This is a genomic window from Sneathiella sp. (assembly GCF_002694385.1).
Classification (GTDB): Bacteria; Pseudomonadota; Alphaproteobacteria; order Sneathiellales; family Sneathiellaceae; genus Sneathiella.
Genome location: NZ_NZMB01000019.1, coordinates 42,273 through 66,250, shown reverse-complemented (window position 1 = coordinate 66,250; position 23,978 = coordinate 42,273). Strand labels below are relative to the sequence as shown.

Annotated in this window: 23 protein-coding genes; 12 read left to right on the top strand and 11 right to left on the bottom strand. The window is 57.1% G+C overall.

Going from position 1 to position 23,978, the window contains the following annotated elements:
* Nucleotides 1-7: 7 nt before the first annotated feature.
* From secD to CMN55_RS13385, 3 genes are read left to right on the top strand one after another with little or no spacing between them, the layout of a single operon-like run.
* A complete protein-coding gene (gene secD, locus CMN55_RS13395) occupies nt 8-1,576 on the top strand; it encodes a protein translocase subunit SecD (protein ID WP_293950318.1) in 1,569 nt (522 codons plus the stop codon).
* A gap of 12 nt (nt 1,577-1,588) precedes the next feature.
* Complete coding sequence (secF, locus tag CMN55_RS13390) at nt 1,589-2,560, top strand: protein translocase subunit SecF (protein ID WP_293950317.1); 972 nt, start codon at nt 1,589-1,591, stop codon at nt 2,558-2,560.
* Between the two features lie 24 nt (nt 2,561-2,584).
* A complete protein-coding gene (locus CMN55_RS13385; protein ID WP_293950316.1) occupies nt 2,585-2,962 on the top strand; it encodes an Mth938-like domain-containing protein in 378 nt (125 codons plus the stop codon).
* A 90-nt stretch (nt 2,963-3,052) separates the two neighbouring features.
* On the opposite strand, the gene CMN55_RS13380 is transcribed toward CMN55_RS13385, so the two are convergent.
* Nucleotides 3,053-3,643 carry a superoxide dismutase gene (locus tag CMN55_RS13380; protein WP_293950315.1) on the bottom strand — a complete coding sequence of 197 codons (591 nt, stop codon included), beginning with the start codon at nt 3,641-3,643 and terminating at the stop codon, nt 3,053-3,055.
* A gap of 167 nt (nt 3,644-3,810) precedes the next feature.
* On the opposite strand from CMN55_RS13380, the gene CMN55_RS13375 reads away from it, so the two are divergent.
* A complete protein-coding gene (locus tag CMN55_RS13375; protein WP_293950314.1) occupies nt 3,811-4,647 on the top strand; it encodes a phytoene/squalene synthase family protein in 837 nt (278 codons plus the stop codon).
* Nucleotides 4,648-4,658: 11 nt separating this feature from the next.
* Here the strand turns inward: CMN55_RS13375 and CMN55_RS13370 are convergent, their stop codons facing one another.
* The 3 genes from CMN55_RS13370 to uvrA form a co-directional block, all read right to left on the bottom strand.
* Nucleotides 4,659-5,651, bottom strand: coding sequence for a hypothetical protein (locus CMN55_RS13370; protein WP_293950313.1), 993 nt, complete (start codon nt 5,649-5,651; stop codon nt 4,659-4,661).
* A 124-nt stretch (nt 5,652-5,775) separates the two neighbouring features.
* Nucleotides 5,776-7,122, bottom strand: coding sequence for a methylenetetrahydrofolate--tRNA-(uracil(54)-C(5))-methyltransferase (FADH(2)-oxidizing) TrmFO (trmFO, locus tag CMN55_RS13365; RefSeq protein ID WP_293950312.1), 1,347 nt, complete (start codon nt 7,120-7,122; stop codon nt 5,776-5,778).
* On the bottom strand, nt 7,122-10,034 hold the full coding sequence (uvrA, locus tag CMN55_RS13360; RefSeq protein WP_293950311.1) for an excinuclease ABC subunit UvrA: 2,913 nt from the start codon (nt 10,032-10,034) through the stop codon (nt 7,122-7,124). Before uvrA ends, trmFO begins: the two co-directional genes overlap by 1 nt.
* 204 nt (nt 10,035-10,238) lie before the next feature.
* On the opposite strand from uvrA, the gene ssb reads away from it, so the two are divergent.
* The gene (gene ssb, locus CMN55_RS13355) at nt 10,239-10,733 is read left to right on the top strand and encodes a single-stranded DNA-binding protein (protein ID WP_366932068.1); all 495 of its coding nucleotides are present in this window, start codon (nt 10,239-10,241) and stop codon (nt 10,731-10,733) included.
* A 67-nt stretch (nt 10,734-10,800) separates the two neighbouring features.
* Here the strand turns inward: ssb and CMN55_RS13350 are convergent, their stop codons facing one another.
* Entirely contained in the window at nt 10,801-11,259 is a 459-nt protein-coding gene (locus CMN55_RS13350; protein WP_293950309.1) for an Lrp/AsnC family transcriptional regulator, read from the bottom strand.
* A gap of 151 nt (nt 11,260-11,410) precedes the next feature.
* On the opposite strand from CMN55_RS13350, the gene CMN55_RS13345 reads away from it, so the two are divergent.
* From CMN55_RS13345 to tgt, 6 genes are all read left to right on the top strand, one after another.
* Entirely contained in the window at nt 11,411-11,668 is a 258-nt protein-coding gene (locus CMN55_RS13345) for a DUF6356 family protein (protein ID WP_293950308.1), read from the top strand.
* 185 nt (nt 11,669-11,853) lie between these two features.
* Complete coding sequence (gyrA, locus tag CMN55_RS13340) at nt 11,854-14,562, top strand: DNA gyrase subunit A (protein WP_293950307.1); 2,709 nt, start codon at nt 11,854-11,856, stop codon at nt 14,560-14,562.
* A gap of 67 nt (nt 14,563-14,629) precedes the next feature.
* Entirely contained in the window at nt 14,630-15,142 is a 513-nt protein-coding gene (gene coaD / locus CMN55_RS13335) for a pantetheine-phosphate adenylyltransferase (RefSeq protein ID WP_293950306.1), read from the top strand.
* A gap of 48 nt (nt 15,143-15,190) precedes the next feature.
* Nucleotides 15,191-15,673 carry a peptidylprolyl isomerase gene (locus tag CMN55_RS13330; RefSeq protein ID WP_293950305.1) on the top strand — a complete coding sequence of 161 codons (483 nt, stop codon included), beginning with the start codon at nt 15,191-15,193 and terminating at the stop codon, nt 15,671-15,673.
* 67 nt (nt 15,674-15,740) lie between these two features.
* The gene (gene queA, locus CMN55_RS13325; protein ID WP_293950304.1) at nt 15,741-16,772 is read left to right on the top strand and encodes a tRNA preQ1(34) S-adenosylmethionine ribosyltransferase-isomerase QueA; all 1,032 of its coding nucleotides are present in this window, start codon (nt 15,741-15,743) and stop codon (nt 16,770-16,772) included.
* Entirely contained in the window at nt 16,769-17,899 is a 1,131-nt protein-coding gene (gene tgt, locus CMN55_RS13320; RefSeq protein ID WP_293950303.1) for a tRNA guanosine(34) transglycosylase Tgt, read from the top strand. The genes queA and tgt overlap by 4 nt, the downstream gene beginning before the upstream one ends.
* A gap of 189 nt (nt 17,900-18,088) precedes the next feature.
* Here the strand turns inward: tgt and CMN55_RS13315 are convergent, their stop codons facing one another.
* Nucleotides 18,089-19,324 carry a hypothetical protein gene (locus tag CMN55_RS13315; protein ID WP_293950302.1) on the bottom strand — a complete coding sequence of 412 codons (1,236 nt, stop codon included), beginning with the start codon at nt 19,322-19,324 and terminating at the stop codon, nt 18,089-18,091.
* A gap of 76 nt (nt 19,325-19,400) precedes the next feature.
* Here CMN55_RS13315 and CMN55_RS13310 point away from each other — a divergent pair, with 76 nt between their 5' ends.
* Nucleotides 19,401-19,814: an arsenate reductase gene (locus tag CMN55_RS13310; RefSeq protein WP_293950301.1), complete on the top strand. Its 414-nt coding sequence runs from the start codon at nt 19,401-19,403 to the stop codon at nt 19,812-19,814.
* A gap of 9 nt (nt 19,815-19,823) precedes the next feature.
* On the opposite strand, the gene CMN55_RS13305 is transcribed toward CMN55_RS13310, so the two are convergent.
* The 5 genes from CMN55_RS13305 to moaA form a co-directional block, all read right to left on the bottom strand.
* Nucleotides 19,824-20,672 carry a PAS domain-containing protein gene (locus CMN55_RS13305; protein WP_293950300.1) on the bottom strand — a complete coding sequence of 283 codons (849 nt, stop codon included), beginning with the start codon at nt 20,670-20,672 and terminating at the stop codon, nt 19,824-19,826.
* A gap of 13 nt (nt 20,673-20,685) precedes the next feature.
* Nucleotides 20,686-21,294, bottom strand: a complete 609-nt coding sequence (locus CMN55_RS13300; protein WP_293950299.1) for a hypothetical protein — start codon at nt 21,292-21,294, stop codon at nt 20,686-20,688.
* A 31-nt stretch (nt 21,295-21,325) separates the two neighbouring features.
* Nucleotides 21,326-22,021: a ParA family protein gene (locus CMN55_RS13295; protein ID WP_293950298.1), complete on the bottom strand. Its 696-nt coding sequence runs from the start codon at nt 22,019-22,021 to the stop codon at nt 21,326-21,328.
* 183 nt (nt 22,022-22,204) lie between these two features.
* Nucleotides 22,205-22,963 carry an NAD kinase gene (locus CMN55_RS13290; RefSeq protein WP_293950297.1) on the bottom strand — a complete coding sequence of 253 codons (759 nt, stop codon included), beginning with the start codon at nt 22,961-22,963 and terminating at the stop codon, nt 22,205-22,207.
* 6 nt (nt 22,964-22,969) lie between these two features.
* Nucleotides 22,970-23,962 carry a GTP 3',8-cyclase MoaA gene (moaA, locus tag CMN55_RS13285; RefSeq protein WP_293950296.1) on the bottom strand — a complete coding sequence of 331 codons (993 nt, stop codon included), beginning with the start codon at nt 23,960-23,962 and terminating at the stop codon, nt 22,970-22,972.
* Nucleotides 23,963-23,978 lie beyond the last annotated feature (16 nt).

Genomic DNA, 23,978 nt, shown 5'->3' with positions numbered 1-23,978 from the left:
CTTCCCCATGTGGAAGATAATCGTCGTATTGCTCGTCTGCGCATTCGGCGTTATCTACACACTTCCGAATTTTGTCAGCAAATCCAGCCTCAGCGGATTGCCGGACTGGCTGCCGACGAAGCAGCTCAACCTTGGCCTCGACTTGCAAGGGGGATCGCATCTCCTGTTGCAGGTGGACGCCGGGGCTGTGAAGCTCAAAATGATGGAAAGCCTGGTGGATGCGGTGCGCGACAGCCTGCGCCAGCAGGGCGATAATGTCGGTTATCGGGATCTCAAGCATGACAGCAATGTCATTTCCTTCACTTTGCGCGATCCGGCGGATGAGGCCAAGGCGCGCGAACGGCTTGCCGATCTATCGAATATCATGCCGAACGGGCAGCGCGATGTCGTCATCTCCTTTGACGAGGGCGGCCTGGTCACCCTGACGCCGAGCGAGGCGGCGATTACGGCGCGTCTCAGCGCGGCTGTCGATCAGTCCATCGAGATTGTCCGCCGCCGCGTGGATGAAACGGGGGTGAATGAGCCGAATATTCAGCGGCAGGGGCAGGATCGCATTCTCGTCCAGCTTCCCGGCGTCGATGATCCGGATCGGGTCAAACGTCTGCTCGGCGAAACGGCGCAGCTCACTTTTCATCTGGTTGATCTCACTGCCGATCTTGGCGCGGCGGGACGGGTGCCGCCGGGATCTAAACGCTTGCCCGCTATCGAGGAAGACGGTCGGAGTTATGTGGTCAAGAACCGGGTGATGGTGTCGGGCGAAAATCTGGAGGATGCGCAGGCCACCTACCAGCAGGGGCAACCCGTTGTCTCCATCCGTTTTGATGGCCTTGGCGCCAAGCAGTTTGGCCGGGCGACATCGGAAAATGTCGGCAAACCCTTTGCCATCGTCCTCGATAACAAAGTGGTCAGTGCCCCGCGCATTAATGAGCCGATCCTGGGCGGTTCTGCCGTCATTACCGGTGGCTTCGATGTGGCGGGGGCGCAGGATCTCGCCCTGCTGCTAAGGGCGGGCGCGCTGCCTGCGCCGCTTGATATTCTAGAGGAGCGGTCCGTCGGGCCGGATCTGGGTGCGGACAGTATTGCCGCCGGTGAAATCGCAGGGATTATCGGCATCGTCGCAGTGGCTATTTTCATGATCGCCTATTACGGCCTGTTCGGCGTGTTCGCGAATATCTCTCTCGCTATCAACATATTCCTGATCATGGCGGTTCTCTCGGTGCTGGGCGCAACGCTGACCCTGCCGGGCATTGCCGGTATCGTGCTGACCATCGGGATGGCGGTGGACGCCAATGTACTGATTTTCGAGCGTATCCGCGAGGAAATCCGGGTGGGGAAAACGCCGCTGAATGCGGTTGAATCCGGTTTTAATCGCGCCTTCACCACCATTATTGACGCCAATGTCACAACCGCCCTTGCCGCCGTGATCCTGTTCGTGATGGGAACCGGGCCGATCAAGGGCTTCGCGGTGACGCTGCTGATCGGTATTCTCAGCTCCATGTTTACGGCAATTCTGTTGACACGCATGCTGGTTGAGTTCTGGTTGCAGCGCAAGCGGCCGAAAGCACTTGAGATATAAAGGGCCGGAGCGATGAGAAAAATCAAGTTCATACCGGAAAACACAAACTTCCCCTTTATGAAGGTGCGGCTGATGGCGCTGATGCTGTCGGCGGTTCTCATTCTTGGATCAATCGGGGCGTTTTTTACCGTTGGTCTGAACAAGGGTATCGATTTTGAGGGCGGCATCCTGATGGAAGTCGGGCTGGAAAAGGCGCCGGATCTAAGCGCAATGCGCAGCGCACTTGGCAATCTCGGTCTTGGGCAGGTGGCGCTGCAAACCTTCGGCAGTGATACGGATATCCTGATCCGCGTTCAGCGGCAGGAAGGGGATGCCTCCGCGCAGGAAGCGGCGATGGATAGTATCAAGGCGCAGCTTGCCGCGGATTATGGAGAAAATGTTTCCTATCGCCGTGTCGAATTTGTTGGCCCGAAAGTGTCCAGCGAGCTGGTAATCGTGGCGATCGAGGCTGTCATTGCCGCCGTCTTCGCCATGCTTGTTTATATCTGGTTCCGCTTTGAATGGCAGTATTCGGTGGCGGCCATTCTTGCGATTGTCCATGATGTGATCATCACCATTGGCATGTTCACAATAACGGGACTGGAATTCAACCTGTCGTCGATCGCGGCACTTCTGACAATCGTCGGCTATTCGATTAATGACACGGTCGTGGTTTATGATCGCATTCGCGAGAATTTCCGCCGGTTCAAGAAACTCGAGGTGTCGGATCTGATCAACCTGTCGATCAATGAGACGCTGTCCCGCACCACCATGACCTCTTTCACTACCCTGCTGGCGCTCGGCGCGCTCTATATTTTCGGGGGTGAAGTGATCCGCGGCTTTGCGGCGGCCATGATCTTCGGTATTCTGATAGGCACCTATTCATCAATCTTCGTCGCCTCGCCGATCCTGATGTTCTTCGGCCTCAAGCATCAGAAAGAGGAGGAAGACGGCGGCTTCGCCGGGGCGGAGCGGACGGACGCCGAAATCGAAGAAAAGAACTGATCACGCACCGCTTAAGGAGGCGTCATGCAGGATATATCCGGCCTTCCGCGGGAAGGGCAGCAACTCATCAACAGTTATGGCGACGGCGGCTTCCGGGTCAGTGGCGTGCGCTATGAGGGATCGGTCCTGATCCGCCCGGAAAAAACATCTTCCTGGCCGGTTGGCGATATTGCGGCACTTGAATTGGACAGCCTGTCGGCGCTGCTGGACGAGGCATCCGGCATGGACATCCTGCTGATTGGCTGCGGGGAGGCGATGGTCTTTATCGAAGAGGATATTCGCGCTGCTTTCCGGGCCAAAGGGGTGGTGATTGACGCCATGAGCACCGGCGCAGCGGTACGCACCTATAACGTCCTGCTGCTGGAGCGCCGTCAGGTGGCCGCCGCTCTGATCGCGGTGTGAGGCGCCGCCCGATTTCGGTGTGCTATTCAGCAATAAAAAAGGCGCCCCTTATGGGCGCCTTCTTCATTCATAAAATCGCATCCAGGCGGATCAGCCCTTTGCGAGATTCTCATTCGCGAAATCCCAGTTGATCAGATGGTCAAGGAAGGTTGCGATATAGTCCGGACGACGGTTCTGGAAATCCAGGTAATAGGCATGCTCCCACACATCCATGGTGAGCAGCGGTGTAGCGCCATCGGTCAGCGGGCAGGCGGCATTGCCGGTCTTGGTGACCTTCAGCTTGCCGCCGTCGAGAACCAGCCAGGCCCAGCCACTGCCGAACTGCGTGGCCCCGGCGGTTTTGAATTCCTCGGCGAATTTCTCATAGGAGCCGAAATCCGCATTGATCTTGTCGGCAATGGCGCCTGTTGGTTTGCCACCGCCATTCGGCTTCATGGAGTGCCAATAGAAGGTGTGGTTCCAGACCTGCGCGGCGTTATTGAAGACGCCGGCCTTGGCGGTATCGCCGGCGGTATCCTTCATGATTTGCTCCAGCGAGCGGCTGTCTTCGCCCAGCAGATTGTTCAGATTGACCACATAGGTGTTGTGATGTTTTCCGTAATGAAAGTTCAGCGTTTCCTCCGAAATATGCGGAGCCAGTGCGTTTCTTTCATAGGGAAGGGGGGGAAGTTCGAAAGCCATAATATTCCTCTTGCCAATTTACTGGTCAATATTCAGTTCATAATCCCGTGGAAATTCAAGCCCCGTATCGGGGAAAGAACTCGCATATCGCTATCCATACAGATATATACGATTTTAGGCGCGCTTCCAGTTTTTTATAATGATTCTATAGAAAAGGCGAGGGAACTGTGGAGGAACATGAGCAGGATCAGTATATAGTCAATGAGGCCAGACGGTATGATTATGACCGTTGGCTGACGGCTCTGTTCGCCCCGGCAGCGGCGCGGGAGGCGATTTTTACGCTGCTTGCCTTCAATGCGGAAATTGCCCGCATTCGGGAAACGGTATCGGAACCGCTGCTCGGCGAGATCCGCCTGCAATGGTGGCGGGAGGCGCTGGAGAAAATCGCGAATGGAGACACCCCGCCCGAGCATCCGGTAGTCAGTGGGCTGGCCGGGGTGATTGGAAGCTATGGGCTGCCGATTGCAGAGTTTCGACAGATGGTGGATGCGCGCGCGGCCGATCTCGATGCCGTACCCTTTCGCACGAAAGAAGACTGGCTCGCTTATGCCGATGCGACCGGCGGCTTGCTGGCCGGGCTGATCTTCCGCCTTTGGGGAGATGAGACGGACGCCGGGCTTGCCGTGGCGCGGCACACTGGCCAGGCCTATGCGCTTGCGGGGATGATTCGCTCCATCCCCTATCATGTGCGGCAGGATGTCCTGCATATTCCGGGGGAGATGATTGAAGCAAAGGGCCTCACGGCGGACAATCTGCTTATCCGTGATAATCGCGAGATATTTTTTGCCATTGTCCATGACCTTGGCGTGCTGGCGCGAGATCAGCAGCGCGCAGCGGCGCAGCAGGTGAAGGCGCGGCCACGCTCCGAGCGACCCTATTACCGGCTATCCTCTTTGACATCGCTTTACCTGCGGCGGCTGGAAAAGGCGGGATATGATCCGGCGCATCCGGCTCTTGATGTCGGGGCGGTACGCAAGATTATCGCCCTTGCCACGGGGCGCTAGGGGAAGCCGAATTACATATTGCTGAGCCGCCAGGCCTGTGACTGCATGAAATTGCGGGCGAGAAACTGATAGGTCTGCTTGAGCAGCTTTTCCATGACAGGCCCTTCCTCAACAATGGTGCCGTCCCATTTTTCGACCATATCGTTCCAGATCATGAAACGTTGGTGAAGATCGTCACGCGCCCGGCGGATGGTCCTGATTGTGGGCTGGAAATTCTTCAGGATCACCATCATTTCGCAGGTCTGGGCGTCAATTTCGATGAAGGTGCGGTCAAATTTCTTGATCACCGGTTCGATCAGGATCTGCATGCGGTTAATCTCTTCCGATGTCATGCGATCCCGCTTATAGATGCTGGCGAGGCGGCCGAGATTGGTCGCGATCTTTCTGATCTTGTTATAATAATCGCGCAGCGCCTCAATATAGGCGAGTTCGCGCACCACATCATCAATCTTCGCCGTCACATCCTCACTGCGAATGCCCAGCTTCTGGGCAATATCGCGGAAGGCCTGCTGTACCTTGTTTTTGGTTTCCGGATCATTTGAAATGGCTTCCAGCTCGCGGATATTGAGAACAATCTGCTCATTGCCGCTGAGCCAGGAAATGAGCTGTACGGTGATGCGTCCGCGGGCAATTTCCTTATGGATGTCATCGATGGTCCAGGAGGCGGAACCATCCAGCAATTCCCGCGGGATGGAATCATTGGGGCGGATTTCCCGCACATATTTCAGCGCGCTGTCGATGGTAACGAGAAGCTGTGCATCGGAGCTTTTCGGATCGATTCCGAATTCCTTGCTCAAAAATCGTGTGGGAATCGCGCCCTTGATCTCCCCGAGATTAACGAAATAGCAGGGCTCCTTGGTGTCGTGGGTCAGCGCGAAATAGGCGCCTTCAACGCCGAATATCTTGTGCTCAAAAGCAAAATATACGCTGGGATCGCGCTTGCCTGACGCCTTCTTGCCCGATTTTTCGGGGGCATCCACCTGTTTTTCGCGTATGTTGCTCATTAACGATCCTGTCCACTCACATCCCCACAGGAATATGATCAGCCTTGCCCATGGCCGGGATGATAGGGAAATATCGTATACAAATGGTTACCGGATGTTGAAAACGCGTCTGCTGGCCGTAGTTTCATACGGCAGATGAATTTCCGTTCGCCCACTCCGTGAAGTCTGCGGCGGCGCGGGACGTATAGGCCTGTTTGCGGTCTTTCTTTCTGATCCGGCCTTCCGGGGGCGGGAACAGGCCGAAATTGACATTCATCGGCTGAAAGCTGCTGGACTCCGCCCCGCCGGTAATATGGCCGAGGATGGCTCCCATGGCCGTCGTAACCGGGGGCAGGAGGAACTGCCCGCCCAGAATATCGGCGGCGGCCATCCGCCCGGCAATGAGGCCGATGGCTGTGCTTTCCACATACCCCTCCACCCCTGTGATCTGCCCGGCGAAGCGGATATGCGGGTGATTTTTGAGGCGAAGCTGCCCGTCCAGCACTTCCGGGCTGTTGATAAAGGTATTGCGGTGCAGCCCGCCAAGGCGGGCAAACTCCGCCTTTTCAAGGCCCGGAATGGTGGAGAAAATACGTTTCTGCTCCCCATAGGTGAGCTTGGTCTGGAAGCCGACCATATTATAAAGGGTGCCGAGCTTGTTATCCTGGCGAAGCTGGACAACCGCATAGGGTTTGTCGGAACTGTTCGGATTGGTGAGACCGACCGGCTTCATCGGCCCGAAGCGCAGCGTTTCCGGGCCGCGCTCCGCCATCACCTCGATCGGCAGGCAGCCGTCGAAGTAGGGGGTGTTCTTCTCCCAGTCGCGGAATTCCGTCTTGCCGCCCTCCAGCAGGGCGGTGATGAAATGGCGATACTGCTCCTCTGTCATCGGGCAGTTGATATAGTCTGATCCCTCTCCCTTGTCATAGCGGGACTGGAACCAGGCGATATCGAAATCAATGCTGTCCTTATAGACGATGGGCGCAATGGCATCGAAGAAGGCAAGGGCATCGGCCCCCGTTGCCGCATGAATGGCCTCCGCCAGCGATCCGGAGGTGAGCGGCCCCGTCGCGATGATGACGGATCCCCAGTCGGTGGGCGGTAGATCGGTGATTTCTTCGCGGGTGAGGGTGATCAGCGGGTGCGATGTGATTTTTTCATTCACATAGTCAGAGAAACCGACGCGATCCACGGCGAGCGCGCCGCCCGCCGGAACGCGGTTGATATCGGCGCTCTCCATGATCAGGGAGTCAAGGTCGCGCATTTCCCGGTGCAGCAGGCCGACGGCGTTATTTTCCGCATCGTCGGAACGAAAGGAGTTGGAGCACACCAGCTCCGCCAGCCCATCGGTGAGATGGGCATCGGTTTTACGGACGGGGCGCATTTCATGCAGAATGACAGGTACGCCCGCCCGTGCGAGTTGCCAGCTTGCTTCACTCCCCGCAAGGCCGCCGCCGATAACGTGAACGGGTTTCGAGGGTATTGTTATCATTACGCTGCCTTCGTCTTTTTGGCTTTTTTCTTACGGGCCTTTGGGGCATCTTCAGTGCCGCCTTGTGGCACGGGCGGTCGCTTGGCGAGAATATCCTTCAGATATCGTCCCGTATAGCTTTCCTTCACCTCGGCGACCATTTCCGGTGTGCCCTCGGCCACGAGATAGCCCCCGGCATCGCCGCCATCGGGGCCCATATCAACCACCCAGTCGGCGGTTTTGATGACTTCAAGGTTATGCTCGATCACCAGCACGCTGTTGCCCGAGTCCACCAGCGCCTGCAACACTTCCATCAGCTTGCGGACATCTTCAAAATGCAATCCTGTGGTTGGCTCATCCAGGATATAGAGGGTGCGTCCCGTCGCCCGGCGGGAAAGCTCCTTCGCCAGCTTGACACGCTGTGCCTCACCGCCCGAGAGGGTCGTCGCCTGCTGCCCGACCTGGATATAACCGAGACCAACCTGCTGCAGGGTTTCAAACTTTTCCCGCACCGCCGGGACCGCCTTGAAAAAGACGGCCGCATCATCCACAGTCATGCTGAGAACATCGGAAATGGACTTGTCCTTGAATTTGATTTCCAGCGTCTCGCGGTTATACCGCTCTCCCTTGCAGACGTCGCATTGCACATAGACATCAGGCAGGAAGTGCATCTCGATCTTGATGACGCCGTCGCCTTTACAGGCTTCGCAGCGGCCCCCCTTGACGTTGAAGGAGAAGCGGCCGGATTTATAGCCGCGCGCCTTCGCTTCGGGCAGACCGGCGAACCATTCGCGGATCGGCGTGAACGCTCCCGTATAGGTCGCGGGGTTGGAGCGCGGGGTGCGGCCGATGGGCGACTGGTCGATATCAACAATTTTATCGAGCCATTCAATGCCCTCGATCCGGTCATGCGGGCCCGGATGGTTGCGGTTGTTGTTCAGCTTCTTGGCGATGGCCTTGTAGAGGGTTTCGATAATCAGCGAGGATTTGCCGCCGCCCGACACGCCGGTCACGCAGGTAAAGGTGCCGAGCGGGATATTCACATTGACCCGTTTGAGGTTGTTGTGCCGTGCGCCGATGATGCGGATCTGGCGGCTTTCCTTGATCTCCCGACGGGCGGCGGGCAGCGGAACTTCCATTTCGCCGGAAAGATATTTGCCGGTGATGCTTTCGGGGGCTTTCATGATGTCATCCGGCGTCCCTTGCGCAATCAGGCGGCCGCCGTGACGGCCCGCGCGCGGGCCCATATCCACCACATGATCGGCGGTCAGGATCGCTTCCTCGTCATGTTCCACAACAATCACGCTGTTGCCCTGATCGCGCAGGTTGACGAGGGTCTTGAGCAGCCGCGCATTATCCCGCTGATGCAGCCCGATGGAGGGCTCGTCCAGCACATAGAGAACGCCGGTCAGGCCCGAGCCGATCTGCGAGGCGAGGCGGATACGCTGGCTCTCTCCGCCTGACAGGGTGCCGGATGCGCGCGAGAGGGTGAGATATTCCAGCCCGACATCGACGAGGAAGCCAAGTCGTTCATTGATTTCCTTCAGAACCCGCTCAGCGATGGACAGATCTTTTTCCGAGAGGACGCCGGCGAGGTTGGCGAACCATTCGCGGGAATCGAGAATGGATTTTTCGCAGACCTCGCCAATGTTCAGATTATTGATGCGGATAGCCAGGCTTTCCTCTTTCAGGCGATACCCGCTGCATTTGGAGCAGCTGGTTTTGTCCTGATATTTCTCCAGATCCTCCCGCACCCAGGCGCTATCCGTTTCGCGCCAGCGGCGTTCAATGTTGGGGATCACGCCTTCAAATGGCTTGTTGGTCTTATAGGTGCGCAGACCGTCATCAAAGGTGATCTGCACCTTGTCATCCCCCGTACCGAACAGGATGACTTTCTGATGCTCCTCAGACAGACCTTCCCAAGGTTCGGTTGTGGAAAAGCCGTAATGTTTGGCGAGCGCTTCCAGCGTCTGCATATAGTAAGGCGCAGGGGTGGCGGAGCGGGACCAGGGCGCAATTGCCCCGTCACGTAAAGAAAGCGTCACATCGGGGACGATCTGTTCGGGGTCGAAGAACATCTCGCTGCCGAGGCCACCGCAGGACGGGCAGGCGCCATAGGGGTTGTTGAAGGAGAAAATGCGCGGCTCGATTTCCTCGATCGTGAAACCGGAGACGGGGCAGGCGAATTTGGAGGAGTACATGGACCGCTCCTTGCTATCCGCATCCTCCACCGCAAACAGCCCGTCGGCGAGATCGAGGGCCGTTTCGATGGAATCGGCAAGGCGCCCCTGTATCTCGTCATTGAGGACAACACGATCAACCACCACGTCAATATGATGCTTGATCTGCTTGTCGAGTTCGGGCACTTCCTCGATATCATAGATTTCGCCATCGACCTTGACGCGCTGGAAACCGCGCTTCCTGAGATCGAGAAATTCCTTGCGGTATTCGCCCTTGCGGCCGCGAACGATGGGCGCCATCAGGTAAAGCCGCTTGCCCGCGCCCATGGCCATGACTTGATCAACCATCTGGCTGACGGTCTGGCTCGCAATGGGCAGGCCCGTCGCCGGGGAGTAGGGTACGCCGATGCGCGCATAGAGCAGGCGCAGGTAATCATAGATTTCCGTCACCGTGCCGACGGTGGAGCGGGGATTCTTTGATGTCGTTTTCTGCTCGATAGAGATGGCGGGGCTTAGGCCGTCGATATGATCTACATCGGGTTTCTGCATCATTTCCAGGAATTGCCGCGCATAAGCGGACAGGCTTTCCACATAGCGGCGCTGTCCTTCCGCATAGATGGTGTCAAATGCAAGCGACGACTTGCCCGAACCCGATAGCCCGGTGATCACGACAAGCTGGTCGCGTGGGATATCGATATTCACATTCTGCAAGTTATGTTCGCGGGCGCCGCGGATGCTGAGAATTTTCTGCATTCGGATCATATACCTGACGTTAAGCATGAAACTGGTGCGGAATTTATCGGGTCGGGGCGAAAAATGCCAGTGCCAATCCAAAAAAATGTTTTCACTTTGTTCACGGTCGGCATTCTGGTCGAAAAGCACTGGCCAGAGCCGTCGTTGCACGTTATTGTCTGGCAGGATTTTTTGCGACATACAGAATCGGAAGCGGATAACACCATGGCGGGCAGCGTTAATAAAGTCATTCTTGTTGGAAACCTCGGCGCGGATCCGGAGATTCGCTATATGAACAACGGGCGGCCCGTCTGTAACCTGCGTGTGGCGACATCTGAATCCTGGCGGGATCGTGAGAGCGGGGACCGCAAGGAACGCACCGAATGGCATCGCGTCGTAATTTTCAACGAAGGGCTTTGCAAGATTGCGGAACAGTATCTGAAGAAAGGCTCCAAGATCTATCTGGAAGGGCAGCTTCAGACCCGCCAGTATGAGCAGGACGGCATCACCAAATATTCGACCGAGATTGTGTTGCAGGGCTTCAATTCCGCGCTGACCATGCTGGATAGCGCCGGTGGCGGGCAGGGCGGCGGCTTTGGCGGCGGGTCCTCCTCAGGGGGTGGATTTGGCGGCGGTGCTTCCGGTGGCAATGACCGTAGCTATGGCGGCCCGGCGGGCAGCGGCATGGGCGGTGATTTCGACGACGATATCCCGTTCTGAACGACGTGCTGGACGGCGAGGCGCCCCTTGGAAAGCGACCCAATTCGGGTCGCTTTTTTTATGCTGCTTACATATTTTGCAGGGGCAGGGCGGTGGTGAATTTGATTTCTTCCATGGCGAAGTTTGAACTGACATCGGAAAGATCAATGCGGCGGATCAACCGCTGGTAAAAACGATCATAGGCGGCGACATCGGGCACCACTACCTTGAGAAGATAATCCACATCGCCGCTCATCCGGTAGAACTCCGTTATCTCGGGGAACTGTTCCACCACCGCCGCGAATTTCTGTAGCCAGTCGGCCTCATGGCGGCTCGTCTTGATGGCGACAAAAACGGTGACGGGAAGGTTGAGCTTGCCCCGGTCGAGCAGAGCGACTTGACCGCGGATGACACCAGTTTCCTCCAGCGCCTTGATGCGGCGCCAGCAGACGGTGCGCGAAGCGCCGACTTCCTCCGCCAGTTCAGCGATGGGAATACGGCTGTCCCGTTGCAGGCGGGAGAGGATTTTGCGATCCAGTTCATCCATGAAAAATAATTACACTAATAATTAAAAAATAGAAACATATGTTTCAAATTTTTGCTTTTGTATGACAATATAGGATAAATATTTCATGATTCTCTGTCATTATATCCTTGTTGCATAACAAAGCTGTCGCCCCGGAACAAGGAATAGGATCATGCTGAAACATTTCACCGGCCATCCCGCATCGGTCAATGAAAGCTATCTGGAGCATATGGAGATGTCCGGTTCCTTCGCATTCCGGTTATTTCTTGCCGCTATCTGCGCAGCCCTTCATGCGGTTTTCCCTTTTCTCTTCGAGAAGACGGCAAGCGGCATAATCACCGATCTTTTCCATCGGATGGGGGCGGGACGCGTCCGCCATCGGCCGACGGGATCAGCGGCTCAGCAGGCGCTCGACAGCGCGGCGCTCTAGACCCGTATCGGTCGGCGTTGCCGGATGCAGCGGGGCGCTAATATAAGGGTGCTAGAGGTTGCGCCGGGGGGGGATTTCTTGTAGAACAGGGCAACCCTTTCCGGTGCTTCGGAAAAAGGGGAGTTTCCCGTTGTTTTTCTATCGGGTTGAGCCCGTTAGCCCCAGGATTATTCAGGAAGTCTGCCTTGAGCGAAGTAACCCAGCCGCCTGCTGACAAGCATATCGTTCCGATCACTATCGAAGAGGAAATGCGGCGGTCGTATCTCGACTATGCCATGAGCGTGATTGTGTCGCGCGCGCTTCCCGATGCGCGCGATGGGCTGAAGCCGGTGCACCGGCGCATCATCTACGCGATGTATGAAAACGGCTATACCTCTGACAAGCCGTTCCGCAAATCGGCCCGCGTCGTCGGTGACGTGATGGGTCGTTATCATCCGCATGGCGACAGCGCGATTTACGATGCGATGGTGCGCCTTGCGCAGGATTTCTCCATGAGTCTCACCCTGATTGAGGGGCAGGGCAACTTCGGCTCCATGGATGGCGACAAGGCCGCCGCCATGCGATACACCGAAGCGCGGCTGGAAAAGGCGGCGGAAAGCCTGATTGATGATATCGACAAGGAAACGGTCGATTTCGTTAACAACTATGATGATAGCGAGCGCGAACCATCTGTTCTGCCGGCGCGCTATCCGAACCTGCTGGTCAATGGCGCAGGTGGCATCGCCGTCGGCATGGCCACGAATATTCCGCCGCATAACCTCGGCGAGGTGATTGATGGCGCGCTCGCGCTTCTTGAGAAGCCGGAAATGGCGGTAGAGGAGCTGATCGACTATATTCCGGGACCCGATTTTCCGACCGGTGGCATCATTCTGGGGCGCAGCGGCTCCGTCAGCGGGCTGACCACGGGGCGGGGTTCCGTCATCATGCGCGCCAAGGTCGATGTGGAGGAAATCCGCAAAGACCGTCAGGCGCTGATCGTCAGTGAAATCCCCTACCAGATCAACAAGGCGCGGCTGGTCGAGCAGATTGCTGATCTGGTGCGGGCCAAGAAGATTGAGGGCGTGGGCGATCTGCGCGATGAGTCCGACCGGCATGGTGTTCGCGTCGTGATCGAAATCAAGCGCGAGGCCATGGCGGAAGTGGTGCTGAACCAGCTTTACCGTTTTACTTCGCTGCAAACCTCCTTCGGCGTCAACATGCTTGCCCTTAATCGCGGCAAGCCTGAACTGCTGAACGTCAAACAGCTTCTTGAAGCCTTCCTCGATTTCCGCGAAGAGGTCATCTCCCGCCGGACGAAATATCTGCTCGGCAAGGCGCGGGAGCGGGCGCATGTGTTGATCGGCCTCGCCATTGCCGTTGCCAATATCGACGAGGTGATTGCCCTGATCCGTCGGGCGCCCGATCCGGCGACAGCGCGCGCCGAATTGATGGCCCGCAACTGGCAGGCAGAGACAGTTGCGCCACTGATCCGACTGGTTGATGATCCCGAATATATGATCGGAGAGGATGGCACTTATCGCCTGTCGGAAGCGCAGGCGCGCGCGATCCTTGACCTGCGTTTGCAACGCCTGACGGCACTTGGTCAGAATGAAATCGGCGATGAACTTAAGGACCTTGGCGAAAAAATTCTCGATTATCTCGATATTCTTTCCAGCCGCCCGCGCCTGATCGGCATTATCCGCGATGAAATGCTGGAAATGAAAGAGAAATATGCCGTTCCCCGCCGGACGCTGATCGAGGAAAATGAGTTCGAGCATGATATCGAGGATTTGATCCAGCGCGAGGATATGGTGCTCACCGTCAGCCACAAGGGATATGTGAAGCGGGTGCCGCTCTCCACTTACCGGCCGCAGCGCCGTGGCGGCAAGGGACGTGCCGGGATGCAGACCCGCGATGAGGATTTTGTTACGCAGGTCTTCGTCGTCAATACCCATACGCCGGTGCTGTTTTTCTCCTCTCTCGGTCGGGTCTACAAGCTGAAGGTCTACCGCCTGCCGCTCGGCTCCCCGCAGAGCCTGGGCAAGGCCATCATCAATCTGCTGCCGCTGGAACCGGGGGAGGTGATCTACACCCTGATGCCGCTGCCGGAGGATGAGGAAAGCTGGGGCGATCTGGAGCTGATGTTCGCGACGGCCAAGGGCAATGTCCGCCGCAATCAGCTCAGCGATTTCTCCAATGTGAAATCAAACGGCAAGATCGCCATGAAGCTGGATGAGGACGATCAGCTCATCGGCGTGCAGATATGTACGCCCGACTCCGACGTGCTGCTGGCGGCCAAGGGCGGCAAATGTATCCGCTTCAAGGCGACGGATGTGCGTCTGTTTAAAGGGCGTGATTCCAGTGGCGTGCGCGGCATGAAGCTGGCGAAGGGCGATAGTGTGATCGGCATGTCGATCCTGAAATCCATGGATGCGGATACGGAAACCCGCGATGCTTACCTGAAAGCGCGTAAATCCATTGATGAAACGGGCGCTGTGACGGATTATGCGGGGCTTGATACGGCTCAATATGAGGCGTTGCTCGCGGAAGAGGAAGTGCTGCTGTCCATTACTGAAAATGGCTATGGCAAGCGGACCAACGCCTATGAATATCGCGTGACAAACCGCGGCGGGCAGGGAATTATCAATATTGAAACATCCAGCCGGAATGGCAATGTGGTGGCCACCTTCCCGATTACGGAGGATGAGCAGATCATGCTGGTCACCAACGGCGGCAAGCTGATCCGCACCCCGGTGGTGGATATCCGCATTGCCGGGCGCAATACGCAGGGGGTCACCCTGTTCAAGACCGCAGAAGGGGAGCAGGTGGTGTCGGTGACATCGCTCGCAGAATCAAAATCAGAAGATGACGTCGCCGAGGAGGCCGATCTTGCCGATGAAGGCGGGAATGGCTGACATATTATGGAACTGACAGATCAGGCAAGCTAACGCAGAGAAGTAGCGAGAAAAGAGAGGACGTGTCATGTCAAAAAATCGAGTAGGTCTGTATCCGGGAACGTTTGATCCCATTACTCTCGGGCATTATGACATTATCCGCCGGGCGTCGAAGCTGGTGGATACGCTGGTCATCGGTGTTGCCATGAATCCCGGCAAGAATCCACTGTTCACGGTCGAGGAGCGGGTCGATATGGTCGCCAAGATGACCGAGGAATTTCCCGGGACCAACTTTGTCGTGCGCCCGTTCCAGAACCTGCTGATGCATTTCGCCGAAGAGGTCGGTGCCTCCGTCATCATCCGGGGCTTGCGCGCCGTGTCCGACTTTGAATATGAATTCCAGATGGTCGGCATGAACCGCCGCCTGAACTCCGAAATCGAGACTGTGTTCCTCATGGCCTCTGACCAGCATCAGTTTATCGCGTCGAGCCTGGTCAAGGAAATCGCCATGCTGGACGGGGATATCCGTAAATTTGTCTCGGCGACCACCGCGCAAAAAATTGTCGAGCGGGTTGAGTTCATTCGGAGCAAATCCAAATAATTGTCAGAAATCGCGAGGATAAGTCTCGCGACATGAAGGAGAGAATATATGGCACGCGATCCGGAAAATACCCTGTATCTCGAGTTGAAGGATGGCCGCGTTGTCATCGAAATGCGCCCCGATCTGGCGCCGAACCATGTTGCCCGTATCAAGGAGCTGGCACGGGACGGCTTTTATGACGGGATCGTCTTCCATCGGGTGATTGACGGCTTTATGGCGCAGACCGGTTGCCCGCATGGTACCGGCACAGGCGGCTCGGGTCAAAAACTGGAGGCTGAATTCTCCGGCGAGGCACATGTGGAAGGCACTTGCTCCATGGCGCGGGCGGCCCATCCGGACAGTGGTGACAGCCAGTTCTTCATCATGTTTGACCGGGCGCCGCATCTCGACAGCCAGTATTCCATCTGGGGACAGGTTGTCGAGGGTATGGATGCCGTGCACAAGATCAAGAAGGGCAATGCCATGAACAATGGTGCCGTCAATGATCCGGACCGTATCGTCAGCCTGAAGGTGGCGGCCGACGTCGACTGATTTTACCCTGTCATTTTTTTTGGGCGCGAACGGTCCGCATGCCGGGCCGTTCGTTTGCGTTTAGATTATGGACGTTGACCTTTTCGACTTTACCCTGCCGCCGGAACGCATTGCCAATCGACCGGCCACCCCCCGCGAATCCGCGAAACTTTTGTGCGTCGCGGACGGGCTGTCGGACCATACCGTCGCCGATCTGCCGGATCTGTTGCGGGCGGGAGATCTGCTGGTCTTCAACGATACCAAGGTGATCCCGGCGCGGCTGCGGGGCGCGCGGCGCGGCGCGAAGATTGAAGTGACGTTGCATAAAACCCTTTCCGCCGATAGTTGGCGGGCCTTCGCGAAACCTGCCAAGAAATTGAAAATCAGTGATATCATAGAGTTCGGTGATGGATTTCATGCGCTGGTTTCAGAAAAATTCGCGGGCGGCGAGGTGACGCTCGCCTTCTCTCACAGGGGGCCGGAACTGATGGAAAAGCTGATGGAGGTGGGGGAGATTCCCCTGCCACCCTATATCAGCAGCCAGCGCGCCGTGGATGAGCAGGACCGCCGCGATTATCAGACGATCTTTGCGAAAGATGAAGGGGCGGTGGCGGCGCCGACGGCAGGACTGCATTTCACCGAAGAACTGATGGCGTCCTTCAGGGCCCGCGGCATTGAAACCGTCATGACGACACTGCATGTGGGGGCGGGGACTTTCCTGCCGGTGAAGGTGGCCGATACGGACGATCACCGGATGCATGCGGAACGCGGCTTTATCACCGCGGCGGCGGCGGCAAAGATGAATGCGGTACGGGCCAATGGCGGACGTCTCGTCTCGGTCGGGACGACCAGTTTGCGGCTTCTGGAAAGCGCGGCCGATGAACAGGGGGTGATCCATCCCTTTGAGGGGGAGACGGATATCTTTATCACGCCGGGATACCGCTTTCGCGCCATTGACCTGCTGATCACCAATTTCCATCTGCCCAAATCAACATTGTTCATGCTCGTCTCTGCCTTTTCCGGGCTGGAAACCATGAAGGCCGCCTATGCCCACGCCATTGCGGCAGAGTATCGTTTTTATTCCTATGGCGATTGTTCGCTGCTATATCCGAAGTCATGACAGACGATTTCCACTTCACCATTCATGCGACCGACGGCGCAGCGCGGCGCGGTACATTGAAAACCGCTCATGGGGATATCCGTACGCCTGCCTTCATGCCCGTCGGAACGGCGGCTACGGTGAAGGGCATGACGGTGGAGGCGGTGCGCGAGACGGGGGCCGATATTCTGCTCGGCAATACCTATCACTTGATGCTGCGCCCGGGATCAGAGCGGGTGAAGCGCCTCGGCGGTCTGCATAAATTTATGAACTGGCCACGTCCGATCCTGACCGACAGCGGCGGGTTTCAGGTGATGTCGCTGAATGAACTGCGCAAAATTGACGAAAATGGCGTTACCTTCAAATCCCATATCGACGGCAAGCGCTTCGAACTGACGCCCGAACGCTCCATGCAGATACAGAATGATCTTGATGCCACTATCACCATGGCGTTTGATGAATGCACACCCTATCCGGCAACACATGATGTGGCGGCAAGCTCCATGCGCCGTTCCATGCGTTGGGCGGCCCGGTCGCGGGATGCATATGAGTTGCGGCCGGGTTATGGCCTGTTCGGGATTGTTCAGGGTTCCACCTTTGAGGATTTGCGCCTTGAATCCGTGGCCGCCCTCTCTGAAACCGGCTTTGATGGCTATGCCGTTGGCGGGCTTGCGGTCGGAGAAGGGCAGGCGGAAATGTTCCGCACGCTGGAGTTTACAACCCCGGCGATGCCACAGGACAGACCCCGCTATCTGATGGGTGTCGGTAAACCGGATGATCTCGTCGGTGCCGTCATGCGGGGGATAGACATGTTTGATTGCGTCCTGCCAACCCGATCCGGCCGTAATGCGCAGGCTTTTACCCGCTATGGCACCATCAATATGCGCAATGCGCGTCATGCGGATGACCCGCGTCCGCTGGATGAAAACTGCGGCTGTCCGGCCTGCCGCAACTATTCGCGCGGATATCTCAATCATTTGTTCAAGGCGAAGGAGATGCTGGGCGGGATGCTGCTCACCTGGCATAACCTGCATTACTATCAGGATGTGATGGCGGGGATGCGCTCGGCGATCGCGGCGGGACAGCTCGCCGATTTTGCGCTCGACTTTTATGCCTTGCAGGAACAGGGTGATATCGAACCGGTTTAAAGATGTCCCGCGACGCGGGATAATCGAAGCCGCCTTTGCCTTAGAGGGGAGGGTGGAAGGGGCAAAAACAGCTTCGATCAACCTTGGACCATTTTATCATCCGCCCGCAACTCTTAACATAACGTTAATTTTTTTGCGGGCGGCGTGATTCCATCGAAAATCAGGGCGGGGTGAGGCATTTGAGCTATTTCAGCTCTTATTGCCGCTCGCCACACTCTCTTTGCTGTCTGGGGGCGGCGCCTCTGCCTTGCGAATGGACGCAGGCGCTGCCGCTGCGGGCGGCGTGGCGGTTGTGGCCGGAGCATTGGTGACGGCGGAGATGATCCGCTCGATCACATAAAAGATTAACTCGACGCTGTAACCGGCAAGAAATGCAATAGCAAGCGGGCTGAAATCAACCAGGCTGGTCGCGGTGTCATTCAGACTGGAGAGGGAGGAGGCATGCGGCGTGAGAGAGTGCAACTCCGCCGGGGCATTGGTGAAGAAATAGCCGGCCATGATCCCGGCCAGCGGTCCTTGCGCAATACGCAGGCTGTATTCAATATGCGAATTGAGCGAAAAGGTCAGGGTTTCGATATCTTTCGGTAGCTGGCGCAGCACATAAAAGGATGCGCCGAGAAGGCCATAAAGGACCGGCAGCAGATAGGCCGAAATGGCATGCAACATATATTGCGCCGAAACATAGTGGATATGGATTTGTGCTTCATCTGATAAAGTACCATAGCCGGAGCGGTCCATGCGTGTCCGGTCGATCAGCAATATTCGGCCCCACATGCGGTTCCAGCCTTTAAGCTCCATAATCTCGGCATCCCGCCAGTTCTTGAGAGAAGAAATCTGCTCACGCAGTTGTTCCCTTTCCGCCTGTGTCGAGGTCGGGGCGCCAGAGCCGCCTGCCGGTTTGTCAAGCGCCAGAAGCTGGGCCTGCATCGAGGCGATGCGGTCTGTCTGGCCTTTGATATCGGTCACCAGATTATTACCGACGGACCAGAAGATTTGCAGGATAATCAATGAGACCAGCGTGACCAGCGCCAGCAGCTTGTAATGGAAAACCGATTTCTTTGTAAACGGCCCGCTGCTGCGGCCCTTGAGGGAGCCGATCAGTCCGGGTTTCAGCCGATCCAGATCATGAGTGGCGCGGATGCTGTCAATGGAAATCGGGCTTAAAGCCCGCGACAAGGCTTCATATGCCAACCAGAAACTGCTTGCAAGTTCAGGGGTTATGAGGTTTTTTTCAAAGGCGTCTTCAGTTGCAAGAATGGTCCGGATGATTCTCGGGTCAAGCTGTATGCCGCGCTCCGCCGCGATCATCAAAAGAAGCTGGGCATCAATCAGCGCCCGCGACAGAATGGCCGCCGTGACCTGCCCTCCCGCCTTTTCATGCGGGCCGGAGCCGGATGATGAAAACCATTTGCGGGACACGCCCATGCTATTCTCCTTCGCCAAGGGACGTTACTGACGCACGTCCTGTGATCGTTTTGGCGACGTGCGCCCGCCGGAGGACTTGTCTTTACCAACCGGGACGCGCTACAACGAACGTAATGAACGCAGAGAGGGGAATGCCGTGATTGTCTATGGGATAAGGAATTGTGATACCTGTCGCAAAGCTCTGAAATGGCTGAATGCCGCAGGGATTGATCATCATTTTCATGATGTCCGGAAAGACGGCCTCACGGAAGAAGAACTGGCGCGCTGGCTTGCCGCCATTGATCGCCAATTGTTGATTAACCGCCGCGGAACGACCTATCGTCAACTTGACGCGGCGGACAAAGCGGCGCTGGATGGGGCGGATCCGTCTGCGATCTTGCTGGCGCAGCCGACACTGATGAAACGCCCGATATTTGTGTCGGATGGGAAGTATCTGGTCGGGTTCGGGGACAAGGAAAAGGCCGTTCTGAAAGATTGGGCGGGGGTCTAAAGCCCGGCCTCAATCCAGCTTTTGCACATAGCAGAGAACATGGTCGATATTGACCTGATCCTCGCTGAGGGGCAGGGCGATCAATCGAAGGGTCACCTCGTCGAAACTGGCCGGGAAAAATTCCGTCCCGTGTGTCGGTTTCCCCGTATTGGCGACCTCCCGCGCGAGCCTGAGCACCCAATCGACAACCATCGGTGAAAATTCCACATCCGGATTGATATTCCGTTCCGGATTGCCGCCATCTGTTGCCTGCCGGACGGCGGTGACGAACCTATTTTCAATCTGCAACCGCCCGCCCGTATGATCACAATGAACCAGTGTACAGTTGGGCCAGTAGCGACCGATCATCCCGGCGTCGAGACTGCGCCAGTCGGGATAACGCTTGTCATTGCGAATACCCATCCAATAGGACAGGATATCCGGTGTCGGAATCTTTTTCTGCCATCCGGAGACGGCGCGGCGGGCCCGGTTTGGCCGACGCGGCGGGAGGGGGACAACGGGCGCTGACGATTCCTCGGGACGTGCCGTGCCATGGCTGATTTCCGGCTCGATTACCTGTTTGAGAGTCGCTTTGCGCTGTTTGAGCGGTTTGCGGGCGGCTACGGCACTCTTTCCCTGGGCAGACATGGCTGAGCGGGCAGGAGGAGTATCGGCGGCGGGGGTGTCCATGCCGTTACGGGGCATATCCGGCCGACTTGCCTCCAGCTCATCGGCGAGAGCTTGCAACCGGTCGGTGATATCCCCGCTTTTGGCCTTGCGTGGCGTGTTGTCCATTCCTTTCGGGCGCCTGACCCGAATGCGGGAAAGTGACGCCGCATCGAGCCCGCCATCCGGCTTTTCCTCAATATTTTCAACCATGCCGGTCACTTTCTTACAATGACGATTTGTCCAGGACGCAACTACAGCTTTGCGGCAGGATTTCTGATCCGTGGTTGGCTATGTATTCCTCAAGTGCCGTTTCAAAGATGGATTGCGCCGACATCTGGGTATGGGCGGCGATCAGCTTCAATTGCAGATGATCGCGCGGCGACATACGGACCGAAATGCGGATGCGGCCAAGTCCGTCACGCTTCAGGCTGTCGACCTCTTCGGCAATCTTGCGCGCGGCGGCTTCGTCTAGCTGCGACGGGGCCGTCGCAGGCGCAGACGCAGGGCGGACTTGTTCGGCAAGGGTACGGGTGACCTCGCGGGAGACGGAGGATTGCGTTGCTTCGTCAAGACCTCCGAAGGCGGGATCATTCCTAAAGTCCTGATCGGGCAGGTCAGAGGCCGGAGGCTGATCATCTATTGTGTGGGGGGCGGTATCGGCAATTTTTTCCGGCTCCGCATACTCACGGACCCGTTGATAGATGCGGGAGACCGGATGCGCCGTTTGCCTCGCATCCTCCTCCAGCAAATGTTGCGGCGTCGCCCGCTGCGTGGCCGGGACGGCCTTGCCTTTCGAGGCGATCAGGGAACTGGTAAGAAAAGCTGCTTTCATGACGTTTCTTCTTTCTTATCGAGCGCGCGGGTCAGTTCCAGGCTGTGCCGTTGCTCGCCCGGGAGGCGGAAAGATGATGTGAGGGCGGCATGGGAAGATTGGCGTCCATGCGGGAAAGCCGCTCTTCGATATAGGTCCAGAGCTTGCTGATTTCCTCGCTGGAACGCGACGCGGGATCCAACTCCATGGTCGTGCGTCCATCAATCATGCTGGAGGCGAAATCAACTCGCTGATGAATGATGGAGGGGGCCAGCGTCCCATGCTGGGAGAGGGCGATGGCCGCTTCGCTGGTGATGCGGGCGCGCGGCGTAGCGCCATTGACGACAAAAATGAGGGGTGTGTTAAGCCCTTCAGCAAGCTCTACCGTGGCGCCGACAGCGCGCAGATCATGCGGGCTTGGCCGGGTCGGGATGATCAGCAGATCAGACAGGCCGATGACATTGGCGATCGTCGTTGTAATGGCCGGCGGGGTATCAACGAACAACAGGTTGATGCCCATCTTTTCCATGCGGCCGATATCCGCGCCGAGGCGCTCGACGGTCGTGCGGGCGAATAACGGGGTTTCCGCCTCACGCTCGTTCCACCATTCGGATAGGCTGCCTTGCGGATCGGTATCAACCAGCGCCACTGGCCCTTGTCCAGCCATTTCGGCCTGAACAGCCAGATGCCCGGCAAGCGTCGTCTTGCCCGAACCGCCTTTTTGGGATGCAACTGCGATAACCTTCATCGATACTCTCCTGCCGATAGCTGCCGGAGACAGGAAGGCCCGAAGCAACGGCTTAGTCGCTCCGGCCAGTGTCTCATGAAGCGAAATTACCGATGAAAACTTAAAAGAGAATTACGAACCGGATTGAAGTTTATCCAAAAATTAATAAAATTTTACAATCTGTTAGGGGCGGCTTTTAAAGCCTTACAGAATAAACTGTTCGTCCAGGATGCGTTTTTCCAGATTATGTTCCGGATCAAACAGCAGACGCAGTGTGATGTCGCGCTTTTCGCTGATCGTGACCCGGGCCACATCGCGGACCTCGACGGCATCGGCGACGGCGCTGACGGGGCGTTTCGCGGCTTCCAGTATTTCAAGGACAATGCGTGCCTCCCGCGGGAGAATGGCGCCGCGCCAGCGGCGCGGTCGGAAGGCGCTGATCGGTGTAAGGGCGAGCACGCCTGCATTGACCGGCAGGATCGGGCCGTGGGCGGAATAATTATAGGCGGTACTGCCGGCCGGTGTCGCCACCAGAACGCCGTCACAGGTGAGTTCCGCAACCTTGACATGTCCATCGATGGAGATGCGGATTTTGGCCGTCTGACGGCTTTCGCGCAGCAGGGAAACCTCGTTGATGGCGAGAGCCTGCATTTGCGCGCCATGCATATCGACGGCAGTCATGCAAAGCGGGTGCAACTCCGTGATTTCCCCGGCTTCCAGCCGCTCGATCAGCTTATCCTCGCGATAGCTGTTGAGAAGGAAGCCCACCGTTCCTTTGTTCATGCCATAGATGGGCAGGTTTGAGCTCATGAAACGGTGCATGGTTTCCAGCATGAAGCCGTCACCGCCGAGGGCGACAATAATGTCTGCTTCTTCGGCCGACACATGGGGATAGCGCGCCTTCAACCGTTCGAGGGCAGTCTGCGCATCGTCCGACTCGCTCGCCGTAAAATAGATATTCATCTGATATCAGCCGCCCGTCACATTCATATGGCGCTTTACTGCCGGGCGATCATCATGCCGCCGGTCAATGATAAAGTCATGGCCTTTCGGCTTTCGTCCGATGGCCTCATCTATGGCCGCATCAAGGGCAGCGCGGCTGGGGTCGCGTCTGAGTGCAGCTCTCAAATCGGCGCTGTCTTCCTGACCGAGGCACATATAGAGCATGCCCGTGCAAGTCAGCCGCACCCGGTTGCAGCTTTCGCAGAAATTATGGGTGAGGGGGGTGATAAATCCGACACGCATGCCGGTTTCCGCGACATCAAAATAATCCGACGGGCCGCCGGTACGATAGGCAGAAGGGGTCAGTGTCCAGCTTTGCGCCAGCTGCTGCTTGACCTCGGATAACGGCAGATACTGATCGGACCGCAGACCGTCAACCGCGCCCATCGGCATGGTCTCGATAAAGCTGATATCCATGCCCCGCTCCCCGGTCCAGCGCACCATGTCGCCAAGCTCCGCATCATTGAAGCCCTTGAGGGCAACGGTATTGATCTTGACATGCAGTCCGGCGGTGCGGGCCGCCTCAATGCCGCGCATCACCTTTTCAAAATTGCCCCAGCGGGTGATGTCCTGGAAATGGTAGGGGTTGAGTGTATCAAGAGAGACATTGATCCGCCGTACTCCGGCCGCAAAGAGATCGCCCGCATATTTCTCAAGCTGGCTGCCGTTGGTGGTCAGGGTCAATTCGTCCAACTCCCCGCTTTGCAGGTAAAGACCGAGATTGCGGAACAGAGTCATGATATCCTTACGCACCAGCGGTTCCCCGCCGGTGATGCGGATCTTGCGCACGCCCTTGCGGATGAAGGCGGCGCTGACTAGTTCCAGTTCCTCCAGCGACAGGACATCTTTTTTCGGCAGGAATGTCATATTCTCCGACATGCAGTATTTGCAGCGGAAATCGCAGCGATCCGTTACGGAAACCCTGAGATAGCTGATATGCCTGCCGAATGGATCGATCATGTCATTCTTCCGATTT